Source organism: Sporosarcina aquimarina (genome assembly GCF_019748715.1).
Lineage (GTDB): Bacteria > Bacillota > Bacilli > Bacillales_A > Planococcaceae > Sporosarcina > Sporosarcina newyorkensis.
Map to the genome: position 1 here is coordinate 17,733 of NZ_JACLBZ010000012.1, position 15,645 is coordinate 33,377.

Sequence of the window (15,645 nt, forward strand, 5' to 3'; positions counted from 1 at the left end):
TTTCGTCAACGATTCAGCAAACTGCCTACATAACGCAAAAGTTCATTGGCGGAAACTGAATTATACCCATGCTCATCAATCAGTCGAGCCACTACCTCGTTCATCTTCTTGAGCTGCGTCTCGTCTGGCGTAGCAGAAGTCGTTGTGATCTTGACGACGTCTTTTAAATCAGCAAACAGCTTCTTCTGTATAGCCTCCCGTAAGCGGTCGTGCGAACGGTAATCAAAGCGCTGATTCTTCCTTGCATAAGCGGAAATGCGAATTAAAATCTCTTCACGGAATGCTTTTTTGGCATTCTCAGAAATACCGATTTGCTCTTCAAGCGAGCGCATCAATTTTTCATCCGGATTTACTTCTTCTCCAGTTAATGGATCACGTAATTTATTTTTATTGCAATAGGCTTCAACATTGTCTAAATAGTTATCCATCAGCGTTTTAGCCGACTCTTCGTAAGAATACACAAATGCCTTTTGCACTTCTTTTTTGGCAATTTCATCATATTCCTTACGCGCCATGGAAATATAATTCATATACGTATCACGGTCTTCGGCAGAAATTGACGCGTGCTGATCGAATCCGTCTTTCAATGACCGCAGTACGTCAAGCGCATTGATACTAGGTACTTCTTTACGAATAATGGCGGAGGAAATTCGGTTGATCACATAACGTGGGTCGACCCCATCCATTCCTTCATCCATAAATTCATTTTTCAATTCTTCTGTGTCCGCATCGTTAAAGCCTTCTACACTCTGTCCATCGTAAAGACGCAGCTTCTTCAAGCGATCAATCCCTTGCTTTTTAGAAGCTTTCAAACGAGTCAACACAGAGAAAATCGCGGCAACACGCAACGCATGAGGCGCAATGTGGACATGCGCCATATCGCTTTCACGAATCATTTTCTGATAAATTTTTTCTTCCGCACTCACTTTTAGATTGTATGGAATTGGAATGACGATGAGTCGAGAATGTAATGCTTCATTCTTTTTATTGCTAATGAATGATCGATACTCCGTTTCATTCGTATGCGCAACAATTAATTCATCTGCACTGATCAACGCAAAACGTCCTGCTTTGAAGTTTCCTTCCTGCGTCAAAGACAATAAATGCCAGAGGAACTTTTCATCAAGCTTCAACATCTCTTGGAATTCCATCATTCCTCGATTTGCTTTATTCAATTCACCATCAAACCGGTACGCTCGAGGGTCGGATTCAGAACCAAATTCTGCGATTGTGGAGAAATCAATGCTTCCTGTTAAGTCCGCAATATCTTGTGATTTAGGATCGGATGGTGTAAACGTACCAATTCCTACTCTTTTATCTTCGGATAATAAAATTCTTTCTATTATAACATCTTCAACCTTGCCATCATATTCCTCTTCAAGACGCAAGCTATTCAACGGGGATAGGCTTCCTTCAATCCGTATACCGTATTCTTCAAAAAATGAATCACGCAATGGCATTGGAATGAGATGCAGTGGGTCTTCGTGCATCGGACAGCCCTTGATCGCATACACAGCTCCTTCGTTCGTGCGTGAATATTGCTCAAGCCCGCGTTTAAGCATTGTAACGATCGTCGATTTCCCCCCGCTGACTGGTCCCATCAATAATAGTACACGCTTCTTAACGTCCAAACGTTTAGCTGCCGGATGAAAATACTCTTCTACCAGCCGTTCAATTGACTCTTCTAAACCAAATAATTCTTCATTGAAAAACTGATAGACTTTCCGTCCATTTTGTTTTTCAACTCCTGCACTTTCGATCATCTCATAAATTCGTGAATGAGCAGTCTGCGCAACTTCTTTACGTTCCTTCAATAATTCCAAGTATTCCTTGAACGTCCCTTCCCACTTCAACTCATTTTCTTCTCTGCGATAATTATGCAATTGATTAATAATATCCAACGTCTCTCCTCCAATTAGGCTATGATGTATTATCGTATGCCCGTAGAAGAAAAATGATTCTTATCGTTGGAACGAGGAAAAATAAATTTACTTGATTTCATACTTTGTTCTTTTTTTAGATTCCTTTAAAATAGAAAGTATAAGTTACGGAAAAGGGGAATTTTATGAACAAGCAGCATAAAAAAGAAGCAGCCGGCCATTTGATCAGGAGATAATTGTATATATCAATTGGCGTTGTGCTGACCGCTGTCGCATTGGATTTATTTCTCATACCAAATTCCGTCATTGATGGAGGGATTATTGGTATAGCATTCATATTGAACTTTTTGACAGGCGTACCATTTGGAGTTCTTATATTGATCTGTAACCTTCCGTTTTTATTTTTCGGCTACAAGCATATCGGGAGGAACTTCTTCATTTCTTTATCGTTTGCCATCGCGTTACTTGCAATTGTGGAGTTCCCGCTAAAGACTATCGGTCCGTTCGTCACGGATCCGTTGCTTGCTACTGTTTTCGGTGGATTACTATTGGGTGCAGGTGTTGGAATGATTATTCGGAATGGAGGAGCCTTGGATGGTACAGAGATTCTGGGGATTTTATTGACGAAAAAGATTCCGTACAGCGTCGGGGAATTTGTTATGTTCTTCAATCTCTTTATCTTTACATGGGCTGGTTTTGTGCTTGGTCCTGAGAAAGCGATGTATTCGATCATTACTTACTATATCGCGTCCAAAGCAATCGATATTGTTATTCAAGGGTTGGATGAGACAAAAGCAGTCATCATTATTTCTGATGAATATGAGGAACTCGGTGAAGCGATTCGATTGAGACTGGGCAGAAGTATTACGAAGCTGCATGGTCGCGGCGGCTATACAGACAATGAAAAAGATGTCATCTATGTTGTGGTGACCAGACTGGAGATTTCAAAGCTCAAGCAAATCGCACAAGATATCGATCCCTCTGCATTTTTGACCATCATGAATACTCAAGAAACGCATGGAGCCACATTCAAATCGGCGATTCATTAACAAGTACCTTCTATATAATAGAAACAACCTCTCCGAAAAATTCCGGAGAGGTTGTTTCATCTATTAATGGAAGACAATCGTTTTATTGTTTTCAACGATAATACGATCTTCAAGATGCCATTTCACAGCACGCGCAAGAACACGTCTTTCGATTTGGCGACCAATTTTCTTTAATTGGACTGTGTCATCACGATGATCTACGCGTTCGATGTCCTGTTCAATAATCGGACCTTCATCCAAATCGTTTGTGACATAATGTGACGTTGCGCCAATCAATTTTACTCCTCGCCCGAAAGCTCTTTCGTAAGGACGGGCACCGATGAAGGCAGGTAAGAATGAATGGTGGATATTAATGATTTGATTCGGGAAGTGACTGACGAAGTTCGGTGTTAATATTTGCATATAACGCGCTAGCACGAGGACGTCGACGTCGTATTCTTCCATTAACTGAATCTGCTGCTGCTCTACTTCTTGACGAATGTCTTTATTCGCCGGAATGTAGTGAAAAGGAATTCCGAGCGCTTCGACCATTTCTCGTGCATCCTCATGATTACTGATCACGACGACAATGTCCGTGTTTAAGTCGCCATTTTGCCACTCCCAGAGCAATTCCATCAAGCAGTAAGGTTCTTTCGAGACGAAAATAGCTGTGCGTTTAAGTTCTACGGCGTATGAAAAACGATATTCCATCTCATACGCATCGGCGATCTTTTGAAAGTCTTTTTCTAATTCCTGCTTTTTCTCCAAGAGATTATCTGCATGGAATTCGATGCGAAGATAGAACGTTCCGCCTTCAGGGTCGGTCGAGTATTGGCTGGATTCCACGATGTTTGCTTGATGATTCAGCAAAAATGTAGAGACCGCTGAAACGATTCCGGGTCTGTCGGAGCATTGGACGAGCAATCTTCCGATATTTTGTAGTGCAGATGATTGTTCTGCTAGGTGTGTTGACATTCTACTTCTTGTTGACATGTATTCTCCATCTCCTACTTGATAAGTTGATTTGATACGTTGAATTGCTGCTGAAAACCGTTGATTTCCGTTGCAAGTGAACGCTTTCCACGGGGGCATGCGGTTAGCCTCCTCGTCGCTTCTGGAGGGCTCACCTGTCACGCTAATCCCGTTGAAGTCGCTGCTCTCAACGATAAATCAACTAGGTTGTTGTATAGCTTTGTAAATGGTTTCAATCCAACTTCCTGTAATCAATAAATTTCTCCAACCATCTAATAAAAGAAAGTTGGAGAAGGTTTTTGCTTCGTATAGTTTTCGAAAACCTATTCTAATGAAGCGTGACTCTTCTTTACAGTATGAAGGATTCGGCGCTTTTTCGCAAAGGTTTGTTATTCGGCTGGTTCATTCAATCCTTTTCCCATTCCTTTAAGGAAGTTCATGCCAAATGTTAGGGCACGGTTGATGTCGGGATCGTTTAAGGACTTCATTAATTGCAAGGCTCCGGTTTTTTGGTTTTCTCCATTACCCAACTCTGCTTCATGCAAACCACGTTGCACGCTTTGAGATAGTTTTTGGATCGTGGCCGGATCAATTGCAGTTAGAGTGCCGGCTGCAGCCATTAAGTTATTCAACATATTGGTGACCGGCTCTCTAGACACTTGACCGACCGCTATCCCTGCAATTTTTTCTTTTGCTTGAAGCATGGCTTGCAAAGCATCTAAGGCACCGATATCATGCAATTCACCGGTGATTTCCATTATTTTCTGGATAGAATCTTCTTGCTCTGCTAGTAACTTTTGCAGTTCAGCTAATTTTTCTTCTTGAACTTCAATTTCCGTCCGTTCGGTTCGTTTAATAGAAGTAATCGGTGTTGCCATTCCCATTCACCTCCCGATTCATTGATCTGTTAATTGCACATACCCCGGCCTTTTCCACTTACGCTCTACTTCCACTCCGTTTTGTGGATGCCTTTTCTTATCACGGTGATTGCTCTTCGGCAATGGATTCTCACCTTCTTGAGGTAAAACTTCCATACGTACCATTGTCTGCTTGTAAGCTGGTGTATTCGTCCGTTGATCGGTTGCCGGACCAGTTAGAAAATTGATGGCAGACTTTTTCTCTACAGAGTTCATCGGCAGGAACAGCTCATTTTTCTGTACTCGATCTGTGACAAGTGCCGGTAGCTTCAACGCACCATACGGTGAAATGAGACGTACAAATGTACCGGATACCACGCCGCGGTCTTTCGCTAATTCTGGTGATACTTCAACGTAAATATTCGGAACTTTCTCTTGAATTCCTTCTGATTTATTCGTCAGATTCCCTTCATGGAAATGCTCCAACATCCGTCCGTTATTAATATGAAGATCATATTCATCCGGGAACTTAACCGGCACTACCCAATCGGATAAAGCAAAACGGGCTTTTTTATCCGGAAAATTAAATCCATCTGTATATAACAAAGGTGTACTCTCCCCATCCAGGCTGCCCCAAAGGAAACTTCCCCATCCTTCTAGCTCTTCATAAGACGCTTGAGCGAAAATCGGGCTCAAGCTCGTCATTTCTTCAAAAATATCGCTAGGATGCGTATAATTCCAGTTTGCGCCTAGACGATTTGCTACCTCTTGAATGATCCACCAATCCTGACGCGAGTCACCTTTATTCGGCAGTGCTTTATATAGACGCTGAACACGTCGTTCCGTATTCGTAAATGTTCCGTCCTTTTCAAGTGAAGGAACAGCCGGTAAAATCACATCGGCATATTGCGCTGTTCGTGAGAAGAAAATATCTTGTACTACCAGGAAATCCAGCTTTGATAATACATCGTGCACATAGTTCGCATTGGAGTCAACAAGTGCCATATCTTCTCCGACAATATACATACCTTTCATAACGCCTTCATCAATCGAATGAAGCATCTGAATATTATCAAGGCCTGGCTTGCCTTCTATTTCCACGCCATAAGCACGTTCAAATTTTTCTCTCGCTGCGTCATCTGTAATATGCTGATAACCCGGCAGCCAACCTGGCAAACTTCCCATGTCGCATGCACCTTGCACGTTATTATGACCGCGCAAAGGATAAGCCCCTGCTCCCGGACGTCGATAATTTCCTGATGCGAGCAGCAAATTCGAGATCGCTGCTGATGTATCAGAGCCACCTGTATTTTGTGTAACACCCATTCCCCACAATATACATGTTCCATCTGCATCACGGATCATTTCGGCTGTTTTGATCAATACTTCTTTCGAAATACCGGTTACGTCTACAGCATAATCCAAAGTATATCGGTCGAGCACTTCTTTAAAATCTTCAAAATGCAAGACGTTTTCATCAATAAATTTCTGATCGTGCCAACCTTGATCGATTAAATATTTCGTAACAGCCATCAACCACACTTGGTCTGTTCCTTGCTGCGGCGTCATGAAGATGTCCGCGCGCTCCGCCATTTCATGCTTTCTAAGATCCGCGACAATCAGTTTTTGACCATGCAATTTATGTGCTCGTTTGACACGCGTAGCAAGAACGGGATGACCTTCTGCGGGATTTGCCCCGACAATAATGACAAGTCCGGCTTCCGCAATATCTTTAATCGTTCCTGCATCCCCACCCATTCCGACCGTACGGAACAATCCGTCTGTCGCAGGTGACTGACAATAACGAGAGCAATTGTCTACATTATTCGTCTTGAATACTTGCCGTGCAAATTTCTGTATAACATAGTTTTCTTCATTGGTAATTTTCGAAGAAGAAATCACACCAATACCATCTCGGCCATACTTCTTACGGATTTCCCCTAAATTTGAGGCGACCAAGTCTAATGCTTCTTCCCAAGAAGCTTCGACAAACTCATCACCTTTTCGAATGAGCGGCGATGTAATCCGTTCCTCGCTATTAACGAAGTCCCAACCAAATTTCCCTTTGATACATGTGGAAATTTGATTCACCGGCGCATCAGAAACCGGTTGGATCTTTAATATTTTACGATCCTTCGTCCATACTTCATATGAACAGCCGACACCGCAAAATGTACAGACGGTTTTCGTTTTTTTGATTTTAGACTCTCTCATTGCGGCCTCTACATCGGATACTGCCATAATGCTGCTATAGCCAGGCTCCACATCTTTGATCAAGTCAATCATTGGTTCCATTAATTCGTCATCCATTTTCGTCATAAAGCCGGCTTCTCCGAGCATCGTCTTTTCCATCAAAGCATTACATGGACAAACTGTTATACAATGTCCACAGCCAACGCATGAAGACTCATTAATTTTTGCTCCGCCGTCCCAAAGAACAATTGGGCGATCCCGTTCCCAGTCAATTGATAACGTCTCGTTAACTTGCAAGTTCTGGCAGACTTCCACACATTGACCGCAGGCGATACATTGATTCGGATCATACCGGTAAAATGGATGGGTGAAATCCACTGCGTCCTTTGAACATTTTGGCTCGTAAGGATACTTTTGATGCTCGACCTCCATCAGTGCAACTGTATTGTGCACTTTGCAGTTGCCATTATTGTTGTCACATACGGTGCAATACAGTAAATGGTTTTCGAGTATCCGATCCATCGCTTCTGTCTGTGCTTCTTTTGCACGCGGTGAAGCCAGCTCTATATTCATACCGTCTCTTGCTTTTGTAGAACAGGCTCGCATTAATTCACCGTTTACTTCCACGATACATGTATCACAAGTTTCAATTGGATCCACTTCTGGCAAATGACATATTTGCGGATGTTCTATTTTATTCGCATTTATAATTTGGATTAATGTTGACCCCTCTGCGAAGTCAAAGGGCTTGCCGTTAATTGAAATAGACATATTCACGTCCCCTTTCTTAAACAAAGATAAAAATCCACCATGAAAAAAACCGGCGTAAGCGGCAATTTTCATGGTGGAATAGTTTCTTAACAGGACTTGCTAAAGAACCAATCCATACTTACTATTACATGTAGGCGATAAGAACCTAGCAATCACGTACTAGAATCTCATCAATTCTTACTTTAGTATAAAGTAAAATAGCATGTAATACAATGCCTGCAATAAAAATGTTAGACTATTCTGCTAAATGAATCGAGGAAATAATATGAAAAAAATCCACATGTTCAATGATATTATCAGGAAGTTACGAAAAGACCTATTCGGCAAAGGGCCCGAAAGAATTCATACAATATTTGTTGACAATATGGCTGTGTCGACGCTTTATGGAAATCTTACTCCCACAGAAAAATTTATCGCCAGCACGCCTGAAGGAAAAGAAATGGTTCACAGGGCGCGTACAGGAATGATTCAAGCTGTATACGCAAAGGCCCCCCCCGAAGGGCTTGAAGAATTGACGGAAGCTAAATTTTTACACTTGTTCAGTGATTTTAAAATTGATGATGATATTGCTGTATCGGTTTTTTTATTTGATCGTTCGATTGATTGAAAGGGGGAAAATAGTATGGAACAGCAACATCAGCGGCCGATCATTCGTTTTCAAAATGGGCATTTTACTCAAAAAAAAGATCTGGTGGCAGTAGAATATGCAATTACCATTAAGCTGAATGAAAAAGAATTCGCAACGATTGTCTGCACACCAGAGTATATCGAGGATATGGTGGTGGGGTTTTTAGCGTCTGAAGGCATTGTCCCGAAATGGGAGCAAATAAAAGATATTCACTTGGACACAGAAAATGGTTTTATTCATGTGCAAACAGACACTATCTATCCCTTTTTCGAGCAATTACAGAACAAGCGCTATATCACTTCGTGTTGTGGTATGAGCAGACAAGGCTTTGTCTTTGCTAGTGACGTTTTGACCGCAAAAAAAATGAGCAGTGTCTCCGTGCAGTTAACAACCGAACAAATCTTTTCGCTGATGAACGAAATGGAAGAGCAAGCGGACATGTTCAGGCATACAGGCGGCGTCCATAATGCCGCCCTTTGCGCGCCAGACCGTTTATTGCTATCTAGAATGGATATCGGCAGGCATAATGCTTTAGATAAAATTTACGGACACTGTTTAAGAAATAAAATTTCCGTAAGAAATAAAATTATTGTTTTCAGTGGGCGGATCTCATCCGAAATTTTATTGAAAGTGGCAAAAATCGGTTGTGAAATCGTTTTATCGAAGTCGGCTCCAACTGAGTTGGCTCTGACATTAGCCGAAGAACTCGGTATTACTACGGTAGGTTTTATCCGAGGAAATTCATTCAACCTATACACACATCCGGAAAGAATTGTCTTAAATAATTAAAAACCTTTTTTCAAGAGCGGACAAAAATTAATATTGACAATAATGTGAATTGATAATAATATACAGCTTAATCCCAAATCACGTTCTTTATCTATGAAAAATTTGTAGAGACCTCTGTAATAAACATGGCAGAAAAGCTGTAAAATTAGCTTTTTCGACAAAGAACGAGACACTGGGCTCTTGCACATGTTACGTGGCTTATTAGACATCACAGAAACCGCTCGCTGAATTTATCAGTAAAAAAGGGAGGTTTATGAATGAAAAAGACAAAGAACAGATGGCTGATCGCATTGTCTGCAGTTGGGATTCATATTTCCATTGGATCGGTTTATGCTTGGAGTAACTTCACCAATCCATTGATCGATGAATTCGGCTGGACAACAAGCCAAGTACAACTGACGTTCAGTATCGCTATTTTATTCCTAGGATTGTCAGCTGCTTTTCTCGGACACTTCGTAGAAAAGTATGGTCCTAGAAAAGCCGGGTTGCTGGCAGCAACTTTCTTTGGTGTCGGAGTTACCGGAGCCGGTCTCGCAGTTAGTTTATCTTCTTTGCCGCTGCTTTATATTTCTTACGGCATGCTCGGTGGAATTGGGTTGGGTGTCGGGTATATAGCCCCTGTTTCTACACTTGTTAAATGGTTCCCTGACCGAAGAGGCTTAGCAACTGGACTGGCAATTATGGGCTTCGGTTTCGCGGCTGCGGTCAGCAGTCCGATTATGGAATATTTAATTGTCAATGTGGGGCTGCAAAACACTTTTTATATTCTTGGAATCTCTTATTTTATCATCATGTTGCTTTCTTCTCTTTATCTTGAAAAACCTGAAGAAGGATGGGCACCACCTGGATTTATCGAAAAAGTTCGTTCTGGAAAAACTGAAATCAAAAAAGATCTTGCACAGCTAACAGCGAACGAAGCGATTAAAACGAAGCGATTTTATTATTTATGGTTCATGTTATTTATTAATGTCACCTGTGGAATTGCGATTCTGTCTGCTGCTAAACCGCTGGCGATTGATAGCATCGGAATGACTACCGTTCAGGCAGCCGCTTTAGTTGGAGTACTTGGAGTATTTAACGGGGCCGGAAGACTGGGCTGGGCAGCAATCTCAGACTATATTGGCCGTCCGAATACCTATACTACATTCTTTGTCGTTCAGCTTATATTATTCTCAGTGTTGCCATTTACAACAAACGCGATCATTTTCCAAGTGATTTTAGCAATCATCTATACATGTTACGGTGGTGGTTTCGCATCCATCCCGGCATTTATCGGTGATATTTTTGGAACGAAGCAACTCGGAGCGATCCATGGCTATATTTTAACAGCATGGTCCGCTGCCGGAGTAGCAGGCCCGATGTTTGCGGCTTGGATGAAGGATACGACTGGCAGTTACGAAAGCAGTTTATTATTTTTCGCCGGATTATTCGTTGTGGCATTTGTAATCTCTCTTTTGATTCGTGTTGACATGAAGCGACTGCGTAATGAACAAGCTGGAATCGATCCCTCCGCAGTTCCACAAATAGCGGCTACGAAATAATGAAAAGCGCATCTCATTCATGAATTCTGAATGAGATGCGCTATTTTATCTTTCCGTTTCACTAAACGTGTCTCCGCCTTTGATGGTGCCAAGTTCAAATCCGTGTTCAAACCAATAGATCCGCTGCTTTGCAGTTCCGTGCGTAAAGCTTTCCGGTACTACATAGCCTCTCGCACGTTTTTGGATCGTGTCGTCTCCAACCGCACCAGCTGCGGTAATCGCTTCCTGTAAATCTCCTTGCTCCAAGTAGCCAAGACCTTGTGCATGATGCGCCCAGACGCCAGCAAAATAATCGGCTTGTAATTCAAATCTTACTAAGTATTTATTGAATTCTGTTTCACTCATTTTTTGACGTAAAGGCATAACTTGATCCGATATTCCAAGTAAAGTTTGTACATGATGACCGACTTCGTGCGCTATAACATAAGCCATCGCAAAATCTCCCGGAGCTTTGAAAGAACTCTGCAATTCATCGTAAAACTCTAAATCAATATATAATTTACGATCTCCTGGACAATAGAACGGACCTGCCGCAGCACTTCCAAAGCCGCATGCAGTCTGTACTTGACCGGTATAGAGGACAAGCGTAGGATTTTCATATTGAAGGTCTTGTTGCTGGAATAGCTCTGTCCAAATATCTTCCGTATCGGCTAATACGACCGATACAAAATCCGCCAATTCTTTATCTTGTTCCGTCTCAACATACGGTTGCTCGGGTTCAGACACGGATGCATTATCCAGTAAATCAGTCGGGTTTCCACCCAGCAATAAAAATAAGATGATTCCCACGATACCTAGGCCACCACCGCCTAATGCAATCGCGCCGCCACCGCTTCTACCTCTTCGATCCTCCACATTGGAACTTTTCCTTCGTCCATCTGTCTTCATGACATCTCCTCCACTCGTTCTTCCAGTTTAGTGGAAGGCTTAATGAGCATGTACTTGCACTTTATTTCAACATACCCAAGTTGGTAAGGAGACAAACAAGGCGGCTGCACCAGATTATGATGAAATTATTGATAATTGACTGTTATCTATTTCACATGTTCATTTTTTCATATATACTTTATAATAGTGTCTTACATTTATGAAGGAGTGATTTTGTTGATTAGTCAGAAGTCTGTATATAATTTCAACGCGGGTCCATCAGCTCTTCCACGTGAAGTGTTGGAGAAAGCACAAAAAGAGCTAGTGGATTTTAAAAATTCCGGAATGTCCATTATGGAAATGAGTCACCGCAGCGCGGCTTATGAAGAAGTACATAATCAAGCAATCCAACGCTTGAGATCACTTTTCGCTATACCTGAGAATTATGAAGTTCTTTTGCTGCAAGGCGGAGCAAGTCTTCAATTTGCTATGATTCCAATGAACTTTCTTACTTCCGGAAAAAAAGCCGGCTACATTATGTCAGGAGCTTGGTCTGACAAAGCATTAAAAGAAGGTAAAACAATCGGCGATGTGTTTGAAGCTGCTTCCACTAAAGAAACAAACTACAATAGAGTACCATCCCTTGCGGACATCCAGTTTGATGACAAGGATGCATATGTTCATATCACATCCAACAACACGATCTTCGGTACACAATTCCAAGAGTTTCCTGACACTGGAGATGTTCCATTGATTGCGGATATGTCGAGTGATATTCTCTCAAGACCTATAGACGTCAGCAAATTCGGCATGATCTATGCAGGGGCGCAAAAGAATCTCGGTCCTTCCGGCGTAACAGTTGCAATTATCCGTAAAGATTTATTGGAAAATGCAAATGTAGAAATTCCTGCTATCCTAAAATACAGCACGCATTCTACAAACAATTCACTATACAATACTCCGCCTTCATTCGGTATATATATGTTAGGTGAAGTTTTAGGCTGGATGGAGCAGCAAGGCGGCCTTGAGCAAATCGCTAAAAATAATGAAGCGAAAGCTACGCTAATCTACGACGTCATCGATGAAAGTAATGGATTTTATACAGGACATGCTGAAAAAGACAGCCGTTCACTTATGAATATTACATTCCGTTTGGCTGATGAACAGCTTGAAAAACAATTTTTACAGGAAGCAAAAGAGGCAGGTTTCGTCGGGCTGAATGGACACCGCTCCGTAGGCGGATGCCGTGCTTCTGCATACAATGCAGTGCCGTTCGCAGCTTGCCAAGCATTACAGCAATTCATGTTAAACTTTCAAGCGAAAAATCAATAATACTAAAAAACCAGGCACTCTAATATAAGAGTGACCTGGTTTTCTAATTGAGGACTACACTAAATTCCTTTGAAAATGCTTGTTGCAGAGAACTGAAGGTCTCGACATTACTAAAATCAAGACCTAGTTCTGTCGATGCTTGCGCAATTTCTGGACGAATTCCAGTAATAGTAGACTTCGTACCAAGCAAAGCCAACACTTGTGTAATTTGATAAATCTGTTGCGCAACCAATGTATCGATAACTGATACTCCTGATAAATCAATAAATAAATGAAGGATATTGGTTTCCATACATTTTTCTGGTATGCTTTCTAACATGATTTGAGCACGCAGTTCATCCATATCTCCAATCAATGGAACGACTCCAATCTGATCCGTCAATTTAATTACAGGAGAACTCAATTCATTAATCAAACTTTGCTGCATATCAAATCTACTGTTAACAAATTTATTATATGTCTCAGCAAAATCAACATAAATCTGATCAAACGCACTGTTAATTGTCTCGCTCCAACGTACATAATCTTCAATTGTTATGCTTTCCTCATTAGCGACGTAAAATTCTTTAATTACACCCCAATAAGTTAGGCGTACTTTGCTTAATGCATCTAATACATCTTCAATTGGCGTTTTACTATTGACCCTGCTCGGTGCAACTACTGCTGCCCACTGTTTTTTATTTTTCAGAAATATTTCTTTGTCATCCAACAGACTGCTGGTAACCGTCAAATTGGTTAATCTGTTTTGTTCCCGAAGCGTCTCTTCCATTGACTGACTGGCGCTTAAAGAATAAACGGAGCCTTCCTCCACTTTTCTCATCGCAAGCCACGACTCAGTTATATTTGGAAATTCAGACAATAAGTATTCATACAGCTTAACATCAATCTCTTTCATTCTATATCCCCCACTGCTATTCTCGTTATACTTTTAACTTCTCCTTTATAGAAGAATTTGTTCATTGAATAAATACGAGTAAGCGGTTTTTTTCAAAGTCAAAAATATTCAAAATCACTCCAAGTGCAGTGACATATTTATATAAAGACTCATAGTAAATAGTTCCGTACTCTTTTTCATATTGCGCGATCATAAAAGGATAATGTTCATCATCAGGAATAGGTAGATACTTCCAAGGCCGCGGTGTATCTTTTGATTTCTCAGCATGAGCTTCATTCAATAAATTGTTAAGAAGTTCGACTTTTTCTTTCGGAAAATCAAAATACTGAATCTGCCCTTGCTCTGCGACAGGGATTAAATTCTTCCTGATCCAGTCTACAATCGGGTGTTCAATTGGAGCTCGATGAACTTCTCCAAGACTTTTCCCTAAAGTTCGGCGGCCCCTCATTTCGCTTTTATCAGCATAAACAATGTGTAAGAATTTCACAGTACGCCTCCTCAAACAGAAGATTATAGATCAACCCACTAAATAATTTAAACAGTGCCTGTACACTAATTATACAGCAGACTGCTCAAGTTTATATTACTTTTCAATACTTAGTTCCTTGGTCACCATATTCTTCAAGTAGCTCTTCAAAGCTTTTATTCTTTTCACGCTCTTTGCGTTCTTGAATTCTCTTTTCTTTATCTTGCTCTTTTTTCGTTTGCTCCGCTGCTGTAAGTTCTTGCTTGGCACTTTTTAATTTCGCCAGCATGTCTTCACTCACTAAGTCGGAAAGGGATGTGCCTACTGCTTCTGTATCCGCTTTTTGCTGTTTCGGTTGAACGTTATTTCTTTTTTTAGCCATAGTTAACCCTGCTTTCTCTTTTTTTATGTAATTTGCACTTGCTATTACGCAGCTGTAAAATTATTAAGGTTTATGGATTGCCCTATTTCTTCTTTATTACGTACAATAAGATAAGGGAGGGATGTTTATGTTTAGTTTACCAAAAAACGTTACACTAATCGAGGTCGGACCGCGAGATGGTTTACAAAATGAAAAAAACAATATCCCGACAGAAGTGAAATTATCCTTTATCCAGGCGCTGCATGATGCTGGGATAAAGGAAATGGAACTTACCTCATTTGTGTCTCCGAAATGGGTACCGCAGATGAAGGATGCGCAAGAAATAGTACAGCGAGTAAGGAAGAATGGCCGGCAGCTCGTTCTGACTCCCAATAAAAAAGGTATTCACGCTGCAATCAATGCCGGTGCTGAAAGTTTGGCTGTCTTTGTTGGTGTCAGTGATACATTCAATCAGAAGAATATTAATTGCTCCACTAGCGAGAGTGTGACTGCGCTACGACCCTTAATTCAGCAAGTAAAGCAAGATGGGCATTATGTCAGGGCCTGCATCTCGACTGCGTTTCACTGTCCGTATGAGGGCTTCATACGACCTGAACAAACAGTCGCGCTATGTAGACAATTTGTTGAAATGGGTGTCGATGAATTGAGTGTGGCCGATACAGATGGGATGGCGAACCCGTTGGCTAGTCATTCATTATTCAGTAATCTGAAAACGCAGTTCCCTGAAGTACTGATCACTGCTCATTTTCACGATACGCGAAAAATGGGTATCGCGAATATTTATGCTTCTCTACAAGCAGGCGTTGACCGCTTTGATACGTCTGCGGGCGGGCTGGGTGGCTGTCCATTTTCTCCTGGAGCTACAGGTAATGTAGCAACTGAGGATGTTTTATATTTGCTGCAGTCTTTACACATCGAAACAGGAATAGATTTGACTGGAATTTGCTTAGCTGTAGATGAAGTAGCTCCCTATCTTTCACGGCCAATTGAAACGGCTATGTATCAATTATATAAAAGGGAACAGTTAGAAAGAAAGGAGTAATT

General features: G+C 41.3%; 14 protein-coding genes. 6 read left to right on the top strand and 8 right to left on the bottom strand.

All coding sequences use genetic code 11. From position 1 onward, the window contains the following. Positions 1-5: 5 nt before the first annotated feature. Positions 6-1,901, bottom strand: coding sequence for a PrkA family serine protein kinase (locus H7J92_RS05905; protein ID WP_009497237.1), 1,896 nt, complete (start codon positions 1,899-1,901; stop codon positions 6-8). Positions 1,902-2,116: 215 nt separating this feature from the next. On the opposite strand from H7J92_RS05905, the gene H7J92_RS05910 reads away from it, so the two are divergent. After that, positions 2,117-2,929: a YitT family protein gene (locus H7J92_RS05910; protein ID WP_246602602.1), complete on the top strand. Its 813-nt coding sequence runs from the start codon at positions 2,117-2,119 to the stop codon at positions 2,927-2,929. A gap of 63 nt (positions 2,930-2,992) precedes the next feature. Here the strand turns inward: H7J92_RS05910 and purU are convergent, their stop codons facing one another. The 3 genes from purU to fdhF all read right to left on the bottom strand — a co-directional run bounded on the left by purU (position 2,993) and on the right by fdhF (position 7,701). Then, positions 2,993-3,883, bottom strand: a complete 891-nt coding sequence (purU, locus tag H7J92_RS05915; RefSeq protein WP_050804657.1) for a formyltetrahydrofolate deformylase — start codon at positions 3,881-3,883, stop codon at positions 2,993-2,995. A 386-nt stretch (positions 3,884-4,269) separates the two neighbouring features. Further along, positions 4,270-4,758: a helical membrane plugin domain-containing protein gene (locus H7J92_RS05920; protein ID WP_040758212.1), complete on the bottom strand. Its 489-nt coding sequence runs from the start codon at positions 4,756-4,758 to the stop codon at positions 4,270-4,272. An 18-nt stretch (positions 4,759-4,776) separates the two neighbouring features. Then, complete coding sequence (fdhF, locus tag H7J92_RS05925; protein ID WP_040758214.1) at positions 4,777-7,701, bottom strand: formate dehydrogenase subunit alpha; 2,925 nt, start codon at positions 7,699-7,701, stop codon at positions 4,777-4,779. Between the two features lie 265 nt (positions 7,702-7,966). On the opposite strand from fdhF, the gene H7J92_RS05930 reads away from it, so the two are divergent. The 3 genes from H7J92_RS05930 (at position 7,967) to H7J92_RS05940 (ending at position 10,659) form a co-directional block, all read left to right on the top strand. Next, complete coding sequence (locus tag H7J92_RS05930; protein ID WP_221835934.1) at positions 7,967-8,308, top strand: Na-translocating system protein MpsC family protein; 342 nt, start codon at positions 7,967-7,969, stop codon at positions 8,306-8,308. A 15-nt stretch (positions 8,309-8,323) separates the two neighbouring features. Further along, entirely contained in the window at positions 8,324-9,118 is a 795-nt protein-coding gene (gene fdhD / locus H7J92_RS05935; protein ID WP_078817713.1) for a formate dehydrogenase accessory sulfurtransferase FdhD, read from the top strand. A 257-nt stretch (positions 9,119-9,375) separates the two neighbouring features. Next, positions 9,376-10,659 (top strand): L-lactate MFS transporter, encoded by a 1,284-nt coding sequence (locus H7J92_RS05940; protein WP_078817714.1) that lies wholly within the window; start codon positions 9,376-9,378, stop codon positions 10,657-10,659. A 45-nt stretch (positions 10,660-10,704) separates the two neighbouring features. Here H7J92_RS05940 and ypfJ read toward each other — a convergent pair whose 3' ends face one another. Next, positions 10,705-11,547, bottom strand: coding sequence for a KPN_02809 family neutral zinc metallopeptidase (gene ypfJ, locus H7J92_RS05945; RefSeq protein ID WP_078817715.1), 843 nt, complete (start codon positions 11,545-11,547; stop codon positions 10,705-10,707). Between the two features lie 213 nt (positions 11,548-11,760). On the opposite strand from ypfJ, the gene serC reads away from it, so the two are divergent. After that, the gene (gene serC, locus H7J92_RS05950; RefSeq protein ID WP_078817716.1) at positions 11,761-12,858 is read left to right on the top strand and encodes a 3-phosphoserine/phosphohydroxythreonine transaminase; all 1,098 of its coding nucleotides are present in this window, start codon (positions 11,761-11,763) and stop codon (positions 12,856-12,858) included. Positions 12,859-12,901: 43 nt separating this feature from the next. Here serC and H7J92_RS05955 read toward each other — a convergent pair whose 3' ends face one another. From H7J92_RS05955 to H7J92_RS05965, 3 genes are all read right to left on the bottom strand, one after another. Next, positions 12,902-13,753, bottom strand: a complete 852-nt coding sequence (locus H7J92_RS05955) for an STAS domain-containing protein (RefSeq protein WP_078817717.1) — start codon at positions 13,751-13,753, stop codon at positions 12,902-12,904. Positions 13,754-13,814: 61 nt separating this feature from the next. Further along, entirely contained in the window at positions 13,815-14,240 is a 426-nt protein-coding gene (locus H7J92_RS05960) for a hypothetical protein (RefSeq protein ID WP_078817718.1), read from the bottom strand. Between the two features lie 103 nt (positions 14,241-14,343). Beyond that, positions 14,344-14,601, bottom strand: coding sequence for a YqkE family protein (locus H7J92_RS05965; RefSeq protein WP_078817719.1), 258 nt, complete (start codon positions 14,599-14,601; stop codon positions 14,344-14,346). 127 nt (positions 14,602-14,728) lie between these two features. Here H7J92_RS05965 and H7J92_RS05970 point away from each other — a divergent pair, with 127 nt between their 5' ends. Further along, positions 14,729-15,643 (top strand): hydroxymethylglutaryl-CoA lyase, encoded by a 915-nt coding sequence (locus H7J92_RS05970; protein WP_176132545.1) that lies wholly within the window; start codon positions 14,729-14,731, stop codon positions 15,641-15,643. Positions 15,644-15,645 lie beyond the last annotated feature (2 nt).

Coding starts and splice junctions, on each gene's coding strand:
- H7J92_RS05920 (WP_040758212.1), bottom strand. CDS start 4,758: ATGGCAACACCGATTACTTCTATTAAACGAACCGAACGGACGGAAATT.
- H7J92_RS05970 (WP_176132545.1), top strand. CDS start 14,729: ATGTTTAGTTTACCAAAAAACGTTACACTAATCGAGGTCGGACCGCGA.
- H7J92_RS05965 (WP_078817719.1), bottom strand. CDS start 14,601: ATGGCTAAAAAAAGAAATAACGTTCAACCGAAACAGCAAAAAGCGGAT.
- H7J92_RS05930 (WP_221835934.1), top strand. CDS start 7,967: ATGAAAAAAATCCACATGTTCAATGATATTATCAGGAAGTTACGAAAA.
- purU (WP_050804657.1), bottom strand. CDS start 3,883: ATGTCAACACACCTAGCAGAACAATCATCTGCACTACAAAATATCGGA.
- fdhF (WP_040758214.1), bottom strand. CDS start 7,701: ATGTCTATTTCAATTAACGGCAAGCCCTTTGACTTCGCAGAGGGGTCA.
- fdhD (WP_078817713.1), top strand. CDS start 8,324: ATGGAACAGCAACATCAGCGGCCGATCATTCGTTTTCAAAATGGGCAT.
- H7J92_RS05940 (WP_078817714.1), top strand. CDS start 9,376: ATGAAAAAGACAAAGAACAGATGGCTGATCGCATTGTCTGCAGTTGGG.
- H7J92_RS05955 (WP_078817717.1), bottom strand. CDS start 13,753: ATGAAAGAGATTGATGTTAAGCTGTATGAATACTTATTGTCTGAATTT.
- ypfJ (WP_078817715.1), bottom strand. CDS start 11,547: ATGAAGACAGATGGACGAAGGAAAAGTTCCAATGTGGAGGATCGAAGA.